At 71.2% G+C, this 16849-nt stretch carries 17 protein-coding genes; 14 read left to right on the forward strand and 3 right to left on the reverse strand.

Translation table 11 applies throughout. The annotated features are described in order from the left end of the window. Nucleotides 1-191: 191 nt before the first annotated feature. From ald to ACTWP9_RS18395, 6 genes are all read left to right on the forward strand, one after another. The gene (ald, locus tag ACTWP9_RS18370) at nt 192-1307 is read left to right on the forward strand and encodes an alanine dehydrogenase (protein ID WP_443247486.1); all 1116 of its coding nucleotides are present in this window, start codon (nt 192-194) and stop codon (nt 1305-1307) included. Between the two features lie 384 nt (nt 1308-1691). Further along, nucleotides 1692-2900 carry a ParA family protein gene (locus tag ACTWP9_RS18375; protein WP_443247279.1) on the forward strand — a complete coding sequence of 403 codons (1209 nt, stop codon included), beginning with the start codon at nt 1692-1694 and terminating at the stop codon, nt 2898-2900. After that, nucleotides 2897-3604 (forward strand): hypothetical protein, encoded by a 708-nt coding sequence (locus ACTWP9_RS18380; protein WP_443247487.1) that lies wholly within the window; start codon nt 2897-2899, stop codon nt 3602-3604. The genes ACTWP9_RS18375 and ACTWP9_RS18380 overlap by 4 nt, the downstream gene beginning before the upstream one ends. Nucleotides 3605-3629: 25 nt before the next feature. Beyond that, nucleotides 3630-4712 carry a segregation/condensation protein A gene (locus ACTWP9_RS18385; protein ID WP_443247280.1) on the forward strand — a complete coding sequence of 361 codons (1083 nt, stop codon included), beginning with the start codon at nt 3630-3632 and terminating at the stop codon, nt 4710-4712. After that, on the forward strand, nt 4705-5412 hold the full coding sequence (gene scpB / locus ACTWP9_RS18390) for an SMC-Scp complex subunit ScpB (protein ID WP_443247281.1): 708 nt from the start codon (nt 4705-4707) through the stop codon (nt 5410-5412). The genes ACTWP9_RS18385 and scpB overlap by 8 nt, the downstream gene beginning before the upstream one ends. Continuing rightward, nucleotides 5412-6650, forward strand: coding sequence for a pseudouridine synthase (locus ACTWP9_RS18395; protein WP_443247282.1), 1239 nt, complete (start codon nt 5412-5414; stop codon nt 6648-6650). The genes scpB and ACTWP9_RS18395 overlap by 1 nt, the downstream gene beginning before the upstream one ends. A 22-nt stretch (nt 6651-6672) precedes the next feature. Here ACTWP9_RS18395 and ACTWP9_RS18400 read toward each other — a convergent pair whose 3' ends face one another. Next, nucleotides 6673-6993: a DUF952 domain-containing protein gene (locus ACTWP9_RS18400; RefSeq protein WP_443247283.1), complete on the reverse strand. Its 321-nt coding sequence runs from the start codon at nt 6991-6993 to the stop codon at nt 6673-6675. A 99-nt stretch (nt 6994-7092) separates the two neighbouring features. Here ACTWP9_RS18400 and aroH point away from each other — a divergent pair, with 99 nt between their 5' ends. From aroH to der, 5 genes are all read left to right on the forward strand, one after another. Next, nucleotides 7093-7473 (forward strand): chorismate mutase, encoded by a 381-nt coding sequence (gene aroH / locus ACTWP9_RS18405; RefSeq protein ID WP_443247284.1) that lies wholly within the window; start codon nt 7093-7095, stop codon nt 7471-7473. A 32-nt stretch (nt 7474-7505) separates the two neighbouring features. Next, nucleotides 7506-8615 (forward strand): prephenate dehydrogenase, encoded by a 1110-nt coding sequence (locus ACTWP9_RS18410; protein ID WP_443247285.1) that lies wholly within the window; start codon nt 7506-7508, stop codon nt 8613-8615. A gap of 201 nt (nt 8616-8816) precedes the next feature. Next, complete coding sequence (gene cmk / locus ACTWP9_RS18415; protein ID WP_443247286.1) at nt 8817-9566, forward strand: (d)CMP kinase; 750 nt, start codon at nt 8817-8819, stop codon at nt 9564-9566. Further along, nucleotides 9563-10240: a lysophospholipid acyltransferase family protein gene (locus ACTWP9_RS18420; RefSeq protein WP_443247287.1), complete on the forward strand. Its 678-nt coding sequence runs from the start codon at nt 9563-9565 to the stop codon at nt 10238-10240. Before cmk ends, ACTWP9_RS18420 begins: the two co-directional genes overlap by 4 nt. Nucleotides 10241-10318: 78 nt before the next feature. Next, nucleotides 10319-11797: a ribosome biogenesis GTPase Der gene (der, locus tag ACTWP9_RS18425; protein ID WP_443247288.1), complete on the forward strand. Its 1479-nt coding sequence runs from the start codon at nt 10319-10321 to the stop codon at nt 11795-11797. 58 nt (nt 11798-11855) lie between these two features. Here the strand turns inward: der and ACTWP9_RS18430 are convergent, their stop codons facing one another. Together ACTWP9_RS18430 and ACTWP9_RS18435 are read right to left on the reverse strand one after the other, a co-directional pair. Then, on the reverse strand, nt 11856-12116 hold the full coding sequence (locus tag ACTWP9_RS18430; protein ID WP_443247488.1) for a hypothetical protein: 261 nt from the start codon (nt 12114-12116) through the stop codon (nt 11856-11858). A gap of 251 nt (nt 12117-12367) precedes the next feature. Further along, nucleotides 12368-13243 carry a hypothetical protein gene (locus tag ACTWP9_RS18435; protein ID WP_443247489.1) on the reverse strand — a complete coding sequence of 292 codons (876 nt, stop codon included), beginning with the start codon at nt 13241-13243 and terminating at the stop codon, nt 12368-12370. 459 nt (nt 13244-13702) lie between these two features. On the opposite strand from ACTWP9_RS18435, the gene ACTWP9_RS18440 reads away from it, so the two are divergent. The 3 genes from ACTWP9_RS18440 to ACTWP9_RS18450 all read left to right on the forward strand — a co-directional run bounded on the left by ACTWP9_RS18440 (nt 13703) and on the right by ACTWP9_RS18450 (nt 16836). Continuing rightward, entirely contained in the window at nt 13703-14338 is a 636-nt protein-coding gene (locus ACTWP9_RS18440; protein WP_443247289.1) for a transglycosylase family protein, read from the forward strand. A 261-nt stretch (nt 14339-14599) separates the two neighbouring features. Continuing rightward, nucleotides 14600-15856 (forward strand): glycosyltransferase family 4 protein, encoded by a 1257-nt coding sequence (locus ACTWP9_RS18445; RefSeq protein WP_443247290.1) that lies wholly within the window; start codon nt 14600-14602, stop codon nt 15854-15856. After that, nucleotides 15853-16836 carry a hypothetical protein gene (locus ACTWP9_RS18450; RefSeq protein ID WP_443247291.1) on the forward strand — a complete coding sequence of 328 codons (984 nt, stop codon included), beginning with the start codon at nt 15853-15855 and terminating at the stop codon, nt 16834-16836. Before ACTWP9_RS18445 ends, ACTWP9_RS18450 begins: the two co-directional genes overlap by 4 nt. Nucleotides 16837-16849 lie beyond the last annotated feature (13 nt).

Consider the following 16849-nt stretch of genomic DNA (forward strand, 5'->3'; position numbering starts at 1 on the left):
GCTTTGTCGCGCCGCACCACCTGCAGCCTGCGAAACGAATAGCAATCTCGGAAAAGATCGACCCTTTGTAAGGCTGGACAGCTCAGCTTCCTTCATTAGACTGGTCGAGCCGCGGTCCCCCCGGTGTGTTCGAGCATGCGCGACCCGGCTTTCTCTGCCTTCTGCACCCTGAGTGAAGGACCGTGATCGACGTGAAGGTCGGTATCCCCCGCGAGGTCAAGAACAACGAGTTCCGTGTCGCCATCACCCCGGCCGGGGTGAACGAGCTGGTGCGGAACGGTCACGAGGTGTTCGTGGAGAAGGACGCCGGAGTCGGCTCCTCCATCCCGGACGCCGAATACACCGGTGCCGGTGCCACCATCCTGGGCACGGCGGACGAGGTGTGGGCCACCGCTGACCTGCTGCTGAAGGTCAAGGAGCCGGTGGCCGAGGAGTACCACAGGCTCCGCAAGGACCAGACACTCTTCACCTATCTCCACCTCGCCGCCTCCCGCGAGTGCACCGACGCGCTGCTGGAGTCGGGCACCACGGCCATCGCCTACGAGACCGTCGAGCCGGCCAACCGGACGCTGCCGCTGCTCGCGCCGATGTCCGAGGTCGCGGGCCGGATCGCCCCGCAGGTCGGTGCCTACCACCTGATGGCCTCCGCGGGTGGCCGCGGCGTGCTGCCCGGCGGTGTGCCCGGCGTGAACCCGGGCCGCGCGGTCGTCATCGGCGGCGGTGTCTCCGGCTGGAACGCCACCCAGATCGCCGTCGGCCTCGGCTTCCACGTCACGCTGCTCGACAAGGACGTCAACAAGCTCCGCGAGGCCGACAAGATCTTCGGCAACCGGGTGCGCACCATCACCTCCAACGCCTTCGAGCTGGAGCGTGCGGTGCTGGAGGCGGACCTGGTCGTCGGCGCCGTCCTCATCCCGGGCGCCAAGGCCCCGAAGCTGATCAGCAACGAGCTGGTCTCCCGGATGAAGCCGGGAAGTGTTCTTGTCGACATCGCGATCGACCAGGGCGGCTGCTTCGAGGACTCGCGGCCGACCACCCACGCCGAACCGACCTTCCGCGTCCACGACTCGGTCTTCTACTGCGTCGCCAACATGCCCGGCGCCGTGCCCAACACCTCCACGCACGCGCTGACCAACGCGACGCTGCCCTACATCGTGGAGCTGGCCAACCGCGGCTGGCGCGAGGCGCTGCGCCGCGACCCCGCGCTGGCCAAGGGCCTCAACGCCCATGACGGGGAGGTCACTTACGGCCCCGTCGGCGAAGCGCACGACCTGCCGGTGCGGGACATCACGACGCTGCTGGGCTGAGCCCGGAACCCACCGGCGAGCTGATGTGCGGGCTGGGACAGAGCCCGCGGCCGGGGTCAACGCCCGGCGTCAACGTCAGCAACATCACGTCACCGTCCGGACCTTGGAGGGAAGGTCCGGACGGTGACGTCGTCGTGTCCGCGGGACGGCGACCCAACTTGCCCTTAACGTAACTGTCCAACCTTTTTGTCCACCCGGGAAACTGCCCGGACGTCACTCGGGAGCCTCTTGACATCAGGGGGCCCGCATACCGACACATCGGGCCGTCTGAGGCGGATTGTGTTGCTGCGGACCGCCGACACGCCATAGAGTCGCCAACCGTCGGCATGGTGTCACGCTGACCTGTTGAGAAATTTCCTGGTCACCAAGGAGGTACGACGACTTGTGAACGAGTCGACATTTTCTCCCGGGGGTGGTCAACCAGGAGCGCCTGTACGAGGCCAGGGGTCCTCAGGTCCCACAGGACCCGAGGGTGTCGGCTCCGTCGCTGTCCGCACCTTCGCAGCCCACCAGAACCCGACGCCCACCATGACAGCCAACCAGAGCACGGACGGCCAACACGTGAACGCCACGGCCGGCGACGCTACGAACGGTCAGTCCGCCGAGCGTTTCGCCGACTACAGTGACCCGCAATACGACCCCACCTACGGCGAACTGCCAGAGGGTCACTTCTACGACCCGGACGCGGAGTACGAACCCGATCCGGAGTACGCGGCCACGCTCGCGCCCGACGCCGCGCGCCAGCGCCGTGAGCGGATCGGCCCGACCGGGCGCCCGCTGCCGTACTTCCCGATCCCCGGCCCGGTGAACGAGCACGGCCCGGCCAAGATCATCGCGATGTGCAACCAGAAGGGCGGGGTCGGCAAGACGACCTCGACCATCAACCTGGGCGCGGCACTCGCGGAGTACGGACGGCGCGTACTGCTCGTCGACTTCGATCCGCAGGGCGCCCTCTCGGTCGGCCTCGGCGTCAACCCGATGGAGCTGGACCTGACGGTCTACAACCTCCTGATGGAGCGCGGACTGGCACCCGACGAGGTGCTGCTGAAGACCGCGGTGGCCGGGATGGATCTGCTGCCCAGCAATATCGATCTGTCGGCAGCCGAGGTGCAGCTCGTCAGCGAGGTGGCCCGCGAGTCGACACTTCAGCGCGCGCTGGGCCCGCTGCTCAACGACTACGACTTCATCGTCATCGACTGCCAGCCCTCGCTGGGACTGCTCACCGTCAATGCGCTCACCGCGGCGCACAAGGTGATCGTTCCGCTGGAGTGCGAGTTCTTCGCGCTGCGCGGTGTCGCGCTGCTGACCGAGACGATCGAGAAGGTCCAGGAACGGCTCAACCCGCAGCTGGAGCTCGACGGCATCCTGGCGACGATGTACGACTCGCGGACCGTGCACAGCCGTGAAGTGCTCGCCCGCGTCGTGGAGGCGTTCGACGACAACGTCTACCACACCGTCATCGGACGCACCGTCCGCTTCCCCGAGACCACCGTCGCGGGCGAGCCGATCACGACGTACGCCTCCAACTCCGTGGGTGCCGCCGCCTATCGCCAGCTCGCCAGGGAGGTGCTCGCCCGGTGCCACGCCGAGTGAGTCTCCCGGCAGCCGACGAATTGTTCCGTACGACCGGCGGTGCCGCCGTACAGCCCTCGGCACCGCAGCAGGAGCCGTCCGCACAGGTCGGCCAGGCGAACGGGGAGCCGCCGTCGGCCCAGCCCGCGGCGGGCCCGCCGCCGGGCGCCTCGCCGTCCCCCGGACCCAAGGTGCCCGCGCCCGCCTCCGAACCCGACCCACAGGCCGACACCGCCGACCAGGCGGCCGCTGCCGAGCTCGGCGAGTTCGGCAGCGAGGCGGTCAACGGCGGCCGTCGTACGGCCCGCGGGACGCGCGCCGGAGCCAAGACGGACGAGCAGCGCACCCCCGCGCCACCCCAACAGGCGGTTCCCGCACCGGCCGAGCGGACCGGCCGGCGCGGCAGCGCCGCCAAGAGCCGTCAGTCGACCGGCTCTTCGGCCGCGACGTCCGCCGCGTCAGCGTCCGCTGCCGCTTCGCAGGGCCGCCGCGGCCGGGCGGCCCGCCGTCCCAGCGGGCGCGAACGGCACGACGAGAAGATCACGGTCTATGTCTCGGCCGAGGAACTGATGGACCTCGAACATGCCCGGCTGGTGCTGCGCGGTGAGCACGGACTCGCCGTCGACCGCGGGCGGATCGTGCGCGAGGCCGTGGCCGTGGTGCTGGCCGATCTCGAATCACGGGGAGACGCGAGCATTCTCGTACGGCGGTTGCGCGGGCGCTGACCTGCTTGCCAGTACGCTGCCTGCGATGCCCACTCCTGACGACGCACTCCGCAGCCGGGGCTCCCGCCGACCGCTGGGGCGGGGGCCCGGAGCGGCGTACGAGTCGGAGTCGGCGCCCGTACCGGAGGCGGAACAGGCCCCGTCGCCACCATCGCCGGTCGCGTCGGTGCCCGTACCGGAACAGCCTGTTGCCGAGCCGCAACCGGCGCCGGACGCGGTCTTCGAGGGCGCACCGGACAAGCCGGCCGAGGCCGAGCCCGAGCAGCACAGCGCCCAAGAAGGCGGCGAAGAGGCCGCGCAGGAGGCCGACGACGGCCGTTTCCGGGTCGTCCTCGACAACTTCGAGGGCCCCTTCGACCTGTTGCTCCAGCTGATCTCCAAGCACAAGCTGGACGTCACCGAAGTCGCGCTCTCCAAGGTCACCGACGAGTTCATGGCCCACATCCGTGCCATGGGCCCGGAGTGGGACCTCGACCAGACCACCGAGTTCCTCGTCGTCGCCGCCACGCTGCTCGACCTGAAGGCGGCGCGGCTGCTGCCGCAGGCCGAGGTGGAGGACGAGGCGGACCTGGCGCTGCTGGAGGCCCGGGACCTGCTCTTCGCGCGGCTGCTCCAGTACCGCGCTTACAAGCAGATCGCGAACATCTTCGCGGCCCGGCTGGAGGAGGAGGCCCGACGCTTCCCCCGTACCGTGGGCCTGGAGGAGCAGCACGCCGAGCTGCTGCCCGAAGTGGCGCTCAGCGTGGGTCCGGAGGGCTTCGCCAAGTTGGCCGTCAAGGCGATGCGGCCCAAGCCCAAACCACAGGTCTACGTCGAGCACATCCACGCCCCGCTGGTCAGCGTCCGCGAACAGGCCGAAGTGGTCGTGGCGCGGCTGCGGGAGCGGGGCGAGGCCAGCTTCCAGGAGCTCACCGAGGACGCGCCCGACACCCTCACGGTCGTCGCCCGCTTCCTCGCGCTGCTGGAGCTCTACCGCGAGCGGGCCGTCGCGCTGGAGCAGGACGAGGCGCTGGGCGCGCTCCTCGTCAGATGGCACGGCACGGCGGACACCGAACCGCTGGTGACCGACGAGTTCGACCAGGAGCCAGGGGAGCGCAAGGATGACTGAGATCACCAGGCCCGACGAGGCACCCGAGAGCTACGAGGTGCAGGAAGCCGCAGCCGAGACGGACCAGGCGTCCCCGGACCCCGCCGGAGCCTCCGAGGTCGCCCAGCTGCCGCTGAAGCCCGCGCTGGAGGCCGTCCTGATGGTCGTCGACGAGCCCGCCACCCCCGAGCACCTGGCCAAGGTGCTCGAACGGCGCCCACGCGAGGTCTCCGACGCGCTGCGTGAACTGGCCGACGAATACACCACCCAGGGCCGCGGCTTCGAGCTACGACTGGTCGCAGGGGGTTGGCGCTTCTACACGCGCGGTGACTACGCGGACGCGGTCGAGCGCTTCGTACTGGACGGGCAGCAGGCCCGGCTGACCCAGGCGGCGCTGGAGACCCTCGCCGTCGTCGCCTACCGGCAGCCGGTCAGCCGCTCACGGGTCTCGGCCGTACGCGGCGTGAACTGCGACGGCGTGATGCGCACCCTGCTCCAGCGGGGTCTGGTGGAGGAGGCGGGCACGGAACCCGAAACAGGTGCGATCCTTTACAGGACGACGCATTACTTTCTGGAGCGGATGGGCCTGCGCGGCCTGGACGAGCTTCCGGAGCTGGCGCCCTTCCTTCCGGAAGCGGAGGCCGTTGAGGGGGAGACCCAGGAAGGTATGCCGTCGTTCGACGTAGACGATCCTTCCCCCGACTCCCAGACGGAACATTGATGCGAAGCAGCGGCAGGAACACCGGCGGAAACCGAGGCGGCAAGCAGGGCGGCGCGGGCCGAGCCGGCCAGGGGGGCCAGCGCGGGCAAGGCGGCCAGCGCGGCCAGGGCGCCCCCCGAGGCCAGCGGGGCCAGGGCGGGCAGCGAGGGCGGCAGCAGTCCTCCGACGCCCGGCCGCTCCGCCCCGAGGAGCGCCGCTACACCCAGGGCGGCGCCAAACCTGGTGGCGGTAAGCCTGGCGGCGCCAAGCCCGCCGGCGGTAAGCCCGCCGGCCCCAAGGCGGGCGGGCCCAAGGCGGGCGGCGGCCGGCCCGGAGCCCCGAAGGGCTCGGGCGGTCAGCCCGGCGGCGCCAAGAGCAACGTCCGCAAGGACGTGACCAAGAGCGGCGCCCCCAAGGCCCGCGACCGTAAAGCCTCGGCGCCCGCGCGCCCCCGCGAGTACGAGGCGAAGATCGAAGAGCGCAACCGGGCCCGGCACAGCAAGCCCCCGGTCAAGCTGCCCAAGACCTTCGGCGAGCAGGAGGGCGAGCGCCTCCAGAAGGTGCTGGCCCGCGCGGGCATGGGCTCACGGCGCGCCTGCGAGGAACTGGTCGAGCAGGCCAGGGTCGAGGTCAATGGCGAGATCGTCCGCGAGCAGGGGCTGCGCGTCGACCCCGAAAAGGACGAGATCAAGGTCGACGGACTGACCATCGCGACCCAGTCGTACCTCTTTTTCGCCCTCAACAAGCCCGCCGGAGTCGTCGCCTCCATGGAGGATCCCGACGGTCGCCAGTGCCTGGGCGACTACGTCCAGAACCGGGAGACCCGGCTCTTCCACGTGGGCCGTCTGGACACCGAGACCGAGGGGCTCATCCTGCTCACCAACCACGGTGAGCTGGCCCATCGCCTCACCCACCCCCGCTACGGCGTCACCAAGACCTATCTCGCCGCCATTCAGGGGCCGCTGCCCCGGGACCTCGGCAAGCAGCTGAAGGCCGGTATCCGGCTGGACGACGGCTATGCGCGGGCCGACCACTTCAAGGTCGTCGAGAACACCGGGAAGAACTACCTCGTGGAAGTCTCGCTGCATGAGGGCCGCAAGCACATTGTGCGGCGCATGTTGGCCGAGGCCGGTTTCCCCGTGGAAAAGCTGGTCCGCACCCGCTTCGGGCCCATCGCACTGGGTGACCAGAAGTCCGGATGGCTCCGCCGGCTCACCAATACGGAGGTCGGCATGCTGATGAAGGAGGTCGGCCTGTAGGGCCGAGGGCCGGCCGGAGCCCTCACGACCACAGGGCGAGCTCCCGAGCTCGCCCTTCGGCGTCGCGGCGAACCTCCAACATGCCGGCCACAGCCGACCGGTTGACCCGCCCATGGATCCGCGGCGCAGGCTCCCAGCAGACGCGAGCGTCCAACCGACGCTCGTCGATCATGAGGGCCATCACAGGACCGACCGCATCCCGGAAATGCGAGTCGGCGACGGCAAGCGCCAACCCCTCGTCGGCCGTACACGGAATGAACCCGTCCTCGGCCAGCGCACGCGGCGCGTACGGGCGGTCCGGGGCGAGCAACCAGTCGTCGAGCGGGACCACGTGGAAGAGCATGTCTTCACTTGTACCGTCTCACTGGGCGGTCGGCCCGGACATCCGCGCGTGCCCGTACCTACCCTGACCGCCGGACACGGGCGACGGTGAGGAGCGGCGGTGGCGGAGCGAGCAGTGCGTGCGGTACGTGCGGTGCGCGGCGCGGTACAGCTGGACCGGGACGAAGCGGAGCACATGAACGAGCGGGTCGGCCGGCTGCTGACCACGGTGCTGGAGCGCAACAACCTCTCCACCGAGGACCTGATCAGCATCTGGTTCACGGCCACCCCGGACCTGCACAGCGACTTCCCGGCCGCCGCGGCCCGCAAGCTGGGCATCGTGGATGTGCCCCTCATCTGTGCGCAGGAGCTCGAGGTCGCGGGTGCGATGCCCCGGGTGGTCCGTATCCTGGCTCACACGGAGACCGAGCTGCCCAGGTCCGGCATCAACCACGTCTATCTGGGCGCAGCCGCAGCGCTCCGCAAGGACATCGCCCAGTAGGCGCAGCAGCCAGGTAAGGACGTCGCTCAGCCATGCGCACCGCCCTCGTGCTCGGCACGGGACTCATCGGCACCTCGGCCGCGCTGGCCCTCTCCGCGCGGGGAGTGAAGGTGCACCTCAGCGACCGTGACCCGGAGCGGGTCCGTACGGCCGCCGCGCTGGGCGCCGGCACGGAGGGGGAGCCCGCGCCGGGCTCGCCCGTGGACCTGGCGATCGTGGCCGTACCGCCCGCACACCTGGCGGCGACCGTGGCCGACGTGCAGCGCCGGGGACTGGCGCGCGGGGTCATCGACGTGGGCAGCGTCAAGGGCGGCCCGCGCCGGGAGCTGATCGAGCGGGGCGGCGATCTGACGACGTACCTGGGCAGTCACCCGATGTCGGGCCGTGAGCAGTCGGGCCCGCTCGCCGCGACGGCCGACCTGTTCGAGGGACGGCCCTGGGTGCTCACCCCCACGCAGGGCACCGACACCACCAGGGGCACCGACACGGAGGTGCTCAACCTCGCACTGGAGCTGATCGCGCTGTGCGGGGCCGTGCCGGTGGTGATGGACGCGGACGCGCACGACCGGGCCGTGGCGCTGGTCTCGCACACCCCGCAGCTGCTCTCCACCCTGGTGGCCGCGCGGCTGGAGGAGGCCGCCGAGACGGACGTACGGCTGTGTGGCCAGGGCATCCGGGACGTGACCCGGATCGCGGGCTCCGACCCGGAAATGTGGGTGGACATCCTGTCCGCCAACCCGGGCCCTGTCGCCGACATCCTCGCGGAGGTGGCCGGCGATCTGGAGACGGCGGTGCGGGCGCTGCGCGAGCTGGACTCGGCGGACGAGGCCAAGCGGGCCGGCGGCGCTGCGGGCGTCGAGGCGCTGCTGCGCCGCGGCAACGCGGGGCGGGCCCGGGTCCCGGGCAAGCACGGTCAGGCACCGGCCGTCTACGAGACGGTGACGGTGCTGATCAGCGACCGTCCGGGCCAGCTGGCCCGGATCTTCGCCGACGCGGGCTCGGTGGGCGTCAACATCGAGGACGTCCGGATCGAGCACGCGACCGGGCAGCAGGCCGGACATATGCAGCTCATGGTGGAGCCGGGCGCCGTGCCGGTGCTGGAGCAGGTGCTGCGGGAGCGCGGCTGGTCCCTGCGGCAGTGACCGCAGACGGGCCGGGCGGGACGCAAAGCGCACCGTGACACCCTGGTGCGCGGCACGCTGGAGGGAAGGGCCCCGGCCCGGACGCGCGGCCTGGCGTGTCCGTGGCAGCCGGTAGCCTTGTGCGGGGACCCGGCCGTCCCGTCCGTCCCCGTGCGCCGCCGCGCGCCGAGAGCCTCAGCCCCACGAAAGGTGCCCACAACCGTGTCTGCAACCCCGGCAGCGTCTTCAGTGATCGTCGCCATCGACGGCCCCTCCGGCACGGGCAAGTCGAGCACCTCCAAGGCCGTCGCGGCCCAGCTGGGGCTGAGCTACCTCGACACCGGCGCGCAGTACCGGGCGATCACCTGGTGGATGCTGAACAACGGCGTCGACGTGGCCGACCCGGACGCCATCGCGGCGGCCGCGGGCAAGCCCAGCATCGTCTCCGGCACCGACCCGCTGGCCCCGGCGATCTCCGCCGACGGCGTGGACGCCTCGGGCCCGATCCGTACCCCGGAGGTCACCGCGGCGGTCAGCGCGGTCAGCGCGGTGCCTCAGGTCCGGGAGCGGATCACCGACCTGCAGCGGACCATCGCGGCCGAGGCACGCGGCATCGTCGTCGAGGGCCGTGACATCGGCACCACCGTGCTGCCCGACGCCGACCTGAAGGTTTTCCTCACCGCCTCGCCCGAGGCCCGGGCCGCCCGCCGCAACGGGGAGCTGAAGGCCACCGACGGCAAGCCCGTCAGCGACCTGGCCGCCACCCAGCAGGCACTGGCCGCCCGGGACAAGGCGGACTCCAGCCGCAAGACCTCCCCGCTGAAGAAGGCCGACGACGCGGTCGAGGTGGACACCACCGAGCTGACCCTGGAGCAGGTCGTCGAGTGCGTCGTCACCCTGGTCGAGAAGGCCGCGGCGGACAAGGCGGGCACCGCGGAGAACGCAGCGGACATGGAGAAGGCAGCCAGGTGACCGGAACCGACGCCGCTGCGAGTGAGCGGGGCGCCGCCGTCGGCCGCCGGATCGGCATCGGGCTGATGTACTCGCTGTGGCGGCCCCGGGTGCTGGGCGCCTGGCGGGTGCCGCCGACGGGGCCGGTGATCCTGGCGGTCAACCATGCGCACAACATCGACGGACCCATGCTGATGGGCACGGCGCCCCGGCCGGTGCACTTCCTGATCAAGAAGGAGGCGTTCATCGGCCCGCTCGACCCGTTCCTGCGCGGCATCGGCCAGCTCAAGGTCGACCGCAGCGCCGCCGACCGTACCGCCGTCACCAGCGCGCTGGCCGTGCTGGAGCAGGGCGGGGTGCTGGGCATCTTCCCGGAGGGCACCCGGGGCGAGGGCGACTTCGCGGCGCTGCGCGGCGGGCTGGCCTACTTCGCGCTGCGCTCCGGTGCGCCCGTCGTCCCGGTCGCGGTGCTCGGGAGCACGGAGCGTCCGGGCCGGATGATACGGGCGCTGCCGCCGCTGCGCAGCCGGGTCGATGTGGTCTTCGGTGACCCGTTCACCGTGGGGGACGGCTCCGGGCGCCGGACCAGAACGGCGCTGGACGAGGCCACCGTACGGCTCCAGGAGCGGCTCGCCGGGCACCTGACCGACGCCAGGCGGTTCACCGGCCGCCCCCAGCATCCGGCCGGGCGGTAACCCCGTCCGTAACCCGCACGGCAGCCGCGGCACCGGCAGCAGCTGAACAGACCCGCTGAACGACGAGGACGAGACGTCATGAACGACCAGATGCACCCCGCCGACTACGGCACCGAGCACGTCCACGGCGAGCTGGGTGACGCCGAGTTCGCCGAGTTCATGGAGCTCGCCGCCGAGGAGGGCTTCGACCAGGAGGAGGTCGAGGGCGCGCTCGGCGAGGCGGGGCACGGGCCGCTGCCGGTCCTCGCCGTCGTCGGCCGTCCCAATGTCGGCAAGTCGACGCTGGTGAACCGGATCATCGGCCGCCGTGAGGCCGTGGTGGAGGACCGTCCGGGCGTCACCCGGGACCGGGTCACGTACGAGGCCGAGTGGGCGGGCCGCCGCTTCAAGGTCGTCGACACCGGCGGCTGGGAGCAGGACGTTCTGGGCATCGACGCCTCCGTCGCGGCGCAGGCCGAGTTCGCCGTCGAGGCCGCCGACGCCGTGGTGTTCGTGGTGGACGCCATGGTGGGCGCCACGGATACCGACGAGGCCGTCGTCAAACTGCTGCGCCGCGCGGGCAAGCCCGTGGTGCTGTGCGCCAACAAGGTCGACGGCCCCTCGGGCGAGGCGGACGCCGCCTATCTGTGGTCGCTGGGCCTGGGCGAGCCGTACCCCGTCTCGGCACTGCACGGGCGCGGTACGGGGGACATGCTGGACGAGGTGCTCAAGGTGCTGCCGGAGGCGCCCCGGCAGACGTTCGAGGGCACCCCGCTGGGCGGGCCGCGCCGGGTCGCCCTCATCGGCCGCCCCAATGTCGGCAAGTCCTCGCTGCTGAACAAGGTGGCGGGCGAGGAGCGCGTCGTCGTCAACGAGCAGGCCGGCACCACCCGTGACCCGGTGGACGAGCTGATCGAACTCGGCGGCAGGACGTGGAAGTTCGTCGACACCGCGGGCATCAGGCGGCGGGTCCACATGACCGAGGGCGCTGACTACTACGCCTCGCTGCGCACCGCGGCGGCGCTGGAGAAGGCCGAGGTCGCAGTTGTACTGATCGACGTCAGCGAGTCGATCAGCGTGCAGGACCTGCGCATCATCACCATGGCCGTCGACTCCGGCCGGGCCGTGGTGCTGGCGTACAACAAGTGGGACACCCTGGACGAGGAGCGCCGCTACTACCTGGAGCGGGAGATCGAGCGGGACCTCGTCCAGGTGCGCTGGGCACCGCGGGTCAACGTCTCGGCGCGCACCGGGCGGCACATGGAGAAGCTGGTCCCGGCGATCGAGACCGCGCTGGAGAGCTGGGAGACGCGGGTTCCGACGGGCAAGCTGAACGCCTTCCTCGGCGAGATCGTCGCCTCGCACCCGCACCCGGTGCGCGGCGGCAAGCAGCCCCGCATCCTCTTCGGCACCCAGGCGGGCACCAGGCCGCCGAGGTTCGTGCTGTTCGCCTCCGGCTTCCTGGAGGCCGGCTACCGGCGCTTCGTGGAACGGCGGCTGCGCGAGGAGTTCGGCTTCGAGGGAACGCCGGTGCAGATCTCGGTGCGGGTCCGCGAGAAGCGCGGCCGCAAGAAGTAGCCCCCGTCATGGCCGCCCGGCCGGGGTGCCGGGCAGCCCGTGCCCCCGCCGGGCCGGCTCAGTGGTGGTGGCCGTGGCGGGGGGCCGGGGGCAGCGCCGGCAGGTGCCAGGCGGGGCTGTGCCAGGTGGCGGCCGACTGCTCCTGGTCGCCCCAGGTTCCCGTCCCCGTGCCGTGTACGGTGCCGAACCCCTCGAAGCGCAGCTCCTCCTCGCCCGTACGGTCGCCGGGCAGCGCTCGGAAGAGTCTGCGGTACTCCGCGTACAGCGAGTCGTAGATCGGTGTGGACCCTTCAGGGGACGAGCTGTGCGGCGTCCGCATCCGGGGGACCGCCGGGGCGCTGGACGCGCTCACGGCACGCCCGTGGGCGAGGTGGGAGTGGTGGGCTCGGAGAGGCTCGTATTGCTGCACGTCTGCCCAACGACCGTGCGGCGCCCCGGATGCGGGCCCGTGCGACGAATGACCTGATCGCACGGGTTGTCCCTGTTCGTACGTGCTCTGCTGGTGGACGCCTTCGCCCCCGGTCGCCCCCTGCGGCCGGGGGCGGTTCGTGCCCGGCCGCTGCGGGTGGCTCATGTGCCCGTCAGCGGCATGGTGCCGGCGACCAGGACGCCGCTTGCCGCCGCCTTCTCCAGTGCCTCGCGCATCAGGTCCTCGCGGGGCTGCGGCCCGATGGAGCCGGCGGGTGCCGCGTAGACCACCACGGTGTGGCTCTTGGCCGCCGCCGTGCGCCAGCCCTCGGTGACGGCGAGCGGCTGGTGCGCCTGCCACCAGGCGACCGGCTGCCCGCCGGGTGAGGCAGGCGGCTGGAAGATTGCGTGCAGCTGCCCCATGGCCACCAGCACCGACCAGCCGATCACCGGTACGGGCAGCCGGGCGACATCGGTGACCGGCATGAAGCCCTGCTCGATCAGCAGCGGGAGGAAGTCGTCACCCGACCCCTCCGACCCGGGGCGCGCGATGGGCCCCGTGGGCTCGACGACGATGGCCGGGTGCGGGGAGCCGTCGATGAGGACCTGCCCGCAGGTGACCCCCAGCACCGCCTGTCGCGGCCCGGTTTCCGGCGTTCCCGCGCGGGAGGGAGCCGCCGGGGCAGGCACAGCGGGCGAGGGGGCGGGCGCTGCCGGAGCGGGGGTGGCAGACGGGGGCGGTGGCCCGGTGTGTCCGGTGGGCGGAGCCGTCTCGTTCGAGAGGGAGCGTACGGCGCCCTGGAGTTGGTCCTCGGCGACGGTCACGACCTGGGAGGCGATGCAGGCCGCGTGCGCGAAGGCGAGGACGGCGGTCTCCTCGCCGACGAACAGTACGGTGCTGGTGCGCTCCCGGGTGGTGTTGCCCCGGGTGCGGCACGAGGTGCAGTCGTAGTCTCCTGGGGCGTTCTCTCCGGCGAGCAGCCTGTCGGCTTCTGCTTCGCCGATCTCTGCGCGTACGGCGTCGCTGACATCGAGCATGGGGGGCACGGGAGCTCCTGGCTTTGGGTTCCTGTTCGCCTGGACAACGGGTGATCTGTGGTCACGGTCACGCGGATGCGCCTGCGCGCGTCCCCGGTTCGTACGCAACCGGTCACACAAGCGGGGGAACAGTTCACCCCCCGTCAATAACTGGCAGCGCCAAGAGAGTTCGAGGGTGAAGTGACTCACAAGAGAGGGGTCGGGCTGTCAACTACTGCCCGGAATAAGGGCGTTTGGGGGGTGTCCTAAAACCGATGTTATACCCGGTAACCGGCGCATGGCCTGCAAAGACATGCTTCTGGTTGAAACTCGGGCGAGGCGCTCTCTACATTCCACGGCGGTGCAACGAGCACCACCCGGGACAGGCGGAGCCGAGCGCGGGCGTCCGATGCGCCGACCAGCACTTGCTCACGCGGGGGAACAACAGGGGGATTCCCGGGTTCGTGGAGAGGGTTTGATTTGTCCAAGCGTCGTACAGCAGTGCTCACGGGTGCCGGTCTCGCCGCCCCGCTCGCCCTGCTCGCCGCCACGGCTCCGACGGCCTCGGCGGCGTCGAACGACGGAGTGTGGGACCGCATCGCGCAGTGCGAGAGCGGAGGGAACTGGCAGACCAACACCGGCAACGGCTACTACGGCGGTCTCCAGTTCTCGTCCAGCACCTGGCGGGCGTACGGCGGAGGCGCCTACGCGCCCACCGCCGACAAGGCCGGCAAGGAGCAGCAGATCGCTGTTGCCACCAAGGTTCAGCAGGCTCAGGGCTGGGGTGCCTGGCCCAACTGCTCGGCAAAGGCCGGAGCTTCCGGCACGCCGCCGCAGACGTCCCAGCCGGCCACCGGGTCGGCGCAGTCCGGACAGGGCGCCGGGCAGCAGTCCGCACCGCAGTCCCGGTCCGGGTCGGACGACCGTCCTGCCTCGCACCCCGACCGTGGCTCCGTGCGCGAGGGCTCCGGCAACTACACCGTCAAGAGCGGTGACACCCTCGGCTCGATCGCGGCAGCGCACGGGAAGAGCTGGAAGGACGTCTACGGCACCAACAAGGACGTCATCGGGGGTGACCCCGACCGGATCCTCGCCGGCCAGAAGCTCAAGGTCTGAGTTCTGCACGGCTCACCCAGGCTGAGCGGCCCCGTCAGGCAAGCACCGCGCCCGACGGGGCCGTCGCCTGTGCTTGTCCGATCCCGAACGTTCCACGCGCGGAGAAAGTTTCCAACACGGGATCACAGAGGTAAAACCATTCAGAACGCTTCTGAAACAAGCTGCTCAACGTGCCCAACCCTTCCCGGTACTTAACGGTCTAGCTCGGTGACAGGCGGACAGAGGGGGACTGACCGCGAGGATGCGTGGGACTCGGGTAAAATGCACATTTCATTTTTGCTCCACAACGGGTACGCCATCGGGGGAACCGTCCGTACCACCTACAACCTGGCTCGCAGTCTGGCCGAACACCACGACGTCGAGGTTGTCTCGGTCTTCCGGACCAGGGAACGCCCCGTCTTCGACCCGGGGCCGGGGGTGAGGCTCCGTCATCTCGTGGACACCCGCGAGGTGCGCTCGCCGGAGGACCTCGGCGCCGAACACACGCTGCCCGCCCGGGTCTTCCCCGAGGCCGACGGCAAGTACCCGATGTACAGCGGCCTGACCGACCGCCTCATCGGGGAACACCTGGGCAGCACCGAGGCGGATGTCGTCATCGGCACCCGGCCGGGACTCAACACCCACATCGCACGCCAGACCAGACGCGGACCCGTACGGCTGGGCCAGGAGCACCTCACCCTCGCGCTCCACTCTCGCCGCCTCAAGCTGGTGCTGCGCAGGGCCTATCCCCAGCTCGACGGGCTGACCACCGTCACCGAGGCCGACGCCGCCGACTACCGCCGACTGCTGCGGCTGCCCGGCGTGCGGATAGACGCCGTGCCCAACAGCGTGCCGGAGCCCGGCGTCACCCCGGCCGACGGCAACAGCAAATGGGTCGTCGCGGCGGGCCGGCTGGCCCCGGCGAAACGGTACGACCTGCTGGTACGGGCCTTCGCCAAGGTGGTGGCCGAGCGGCCCGACTGGCGGCTGCGGATCTACGGGGGAGGGCGGGAGCGGCCGGGGCTGCGTGCTCTCATCGACGAACTCGGCCTCTACAACCATGTCTTCCTGATGGGCCCCACCCATCCCATCGAGCCCGAGTGGGCCAAGGGCTCGATAGCCGCCGTGACCTCCAGCCTGGAGTCGTTCGGCATGACCATCGTCGAGGCCATGCGCTGCGGGCTGCCCGTCGTCGCCACGGACTGCCCGCACGGGCCCGCCGAGATAGTCCGCCCCGGCGTCGACGGCAGGCTCGTCCCCATGGGAGACGAGGACGCCGTCGCCGGAGCGCTCCTCGGACTGATCAACGACGACGAACTGCGCCGCCGCATGGGCCGGGCAGCGCTCGCCGACTCCGCGCGCTTCGACCCGGCCCACGTCGGGGCCCGCTACGAGTCGATACTGCGCGATCTTGTCGGCAAGGGCAGCCGCGGACTGCACCGCACCCGTGGCTCGCTGCTGAGCGGGGCCTACGCCGTCAAGGACGCCCTCATCGGCATCGGGCAGCCGGGAGCGCTCCCAGGAGGAGGTACAGCATGAGCGGAAGCACCACCGAGAACGTCACCCCCGGGGTCGCGGCCCCCGCGGACGGCCCGCTCGCCCCTCTCACCGCCGCAGGGAAGAAGCACCCCCGGACCGCTGGAGACCCCGGAGAGCCCGTGCGCCCGAAGCCCGCCCAGCGTGGCCCGGCAGCCGACTGCACCGCCGACAGCGCAGGGGGCCTCACCTTCGACCTGAGACTTCCGGCAGCCGAAGCACAGGGCGGGGACGCGGGGTTGCTGCTGCGCCGCCGTCCGGGCCCCTCGGGCGAGACGGAAGAGGTCCGGCTGCCACTGGTCCCCGTGCAGGAGGCGGAACCCGGCACGCTGCGCGCCGCTCTGCCCAGCACCGTGCGGCTGACCGAGGGCCGCTGGAACGTCTTCCTCGTACGCGCCGGGTGCGCCCCCCGAAGACTGGCCCCCGGCGTCAACGACCTGCGCTCGCTGGTCGACCGCGTCCCGCACGAGAGCCGCACTTGGCTGGGCGTCCGCATCCCGTACGCCACCAAACACGGCAACCTCAGCGTCCGCGCCTGGGCGCGCTGGCCGCACGCCGAGGCGGGCGTGCTGCGGGTGAGCGACGGCGTACTGGCGCTGAACGGACGGCTGTACGGAGCCGAGATGTCGGACACCGCGCGGGTGGAGGCGTGGCCCCGGCGCGGCGAGAGCGCGCCGGTCGTCGTGGAGGCGGCAGCGGAGGGGCACGAGCAGCGGGGGTTCAGCGCCGTACTGCCGTATCCGCCGCTGGCCGGAAACCGGCTGTGGGACCTGTGGCTGCGTCCCGCGGAGGGGGCGGAGGCGGTGCGGATCGCGCGCATCCTGGACGACGTCCCCGACAAGAAACGGATCTTCACCTACCCCGCGCACGCCGTCGAACCGCGCACCGGCCAACGTCCGGCTGCCGAGCCGCCGATCGCCACCGCGAAGCCCTACTACACGCTCGACAACGACCTGGCAGTACGCGTGGACCGCACGCACTAGTTGTGCTGTTCCG

This window comes from Streptomyces sp. 3N207 (assembly GCF_052246355.1).
In the GTDB taxonomy this organism is placed as follows: Bacteria; Actinomycetota; Actinomycetes; order Streptomycetales; family Streptomycetaceae; genus Streptomyces.

Excerpts from the sequence above, each read along its gene's own strand:
- ACTWP9_RS18385 (WP_443247280.1), top strand. The coding sequence starts at position 3,630 with ATGCCCACTCCTGACGACGCACTCCGCAGCCGGGGCTCCCGCCGACCG.
- scpB (WP_443247281.1), top strand. The coding sequence starts at position 4,705 with ATGACTGAGATCACCAGGCCCGACGAGGCACCCGAGAGCTACGAGGTG.
- ACTWP9_RS18395 (WP_443247282.1), top strand. The coding sequence starts at position 5,412 with ATGCGAAGCAGCGGCAGGAACACCGGCGGAAACCGAGGCGGCAAGCAG.
- ACTWP9_RS18400 (WP_443247283.1), bottom strand. The coding sequence starts at position 6,993 with ATGCTCTTCCACGTGGTCCCGCTCGACGACTGGTTGCTCGCCCCGGAC.
- ACTWP9_RS18410 (WP_443247285.1), top strand. The coding sequence starts at position 7,506 with ATGCGCACCGCCCTCGTGCTCGGCACGGGACTCATCGGCACCTCGGCC.
- der (WP_443247288.1), top strand. The coding sequence starts at position 10,319 with ATGAACGACCAGATGCACCCCGCCGACTACGGCACCGAGCACGTCCAC.
- ACTWP9_RS18430 (WP_443247488.1), bottom strand. The coding sequence starts at position 12,116 with ATGCGGACGCCGCACAGCTCGTCCCCTGAAGGGTCCACACCGATCTAC.
- ACTWP9_RS18435 (WP_443247489.1), bottom strand. The coding sequence starts at position 13,243 with ATGCTCGATGTCAGCGACGCCGTACGCGCAGAGATCGGCGAAGCAGAA.
- ACTWP9_RS18445 (WP_443247290.1), top strand. The coding sequence starts at position 14,600 with ATGCACATTTCATTTTTGCTCCACAACGGGTACGCCATCGGGGGAACC.
- ACTWP9_RS18450 (WP_443247291.1), top strand. The coding sequence starts at position 15,853 with ATGAGCGGAAGCACCACCGAGAACGTCACCCCCGGGGTCGCGGCCCCC.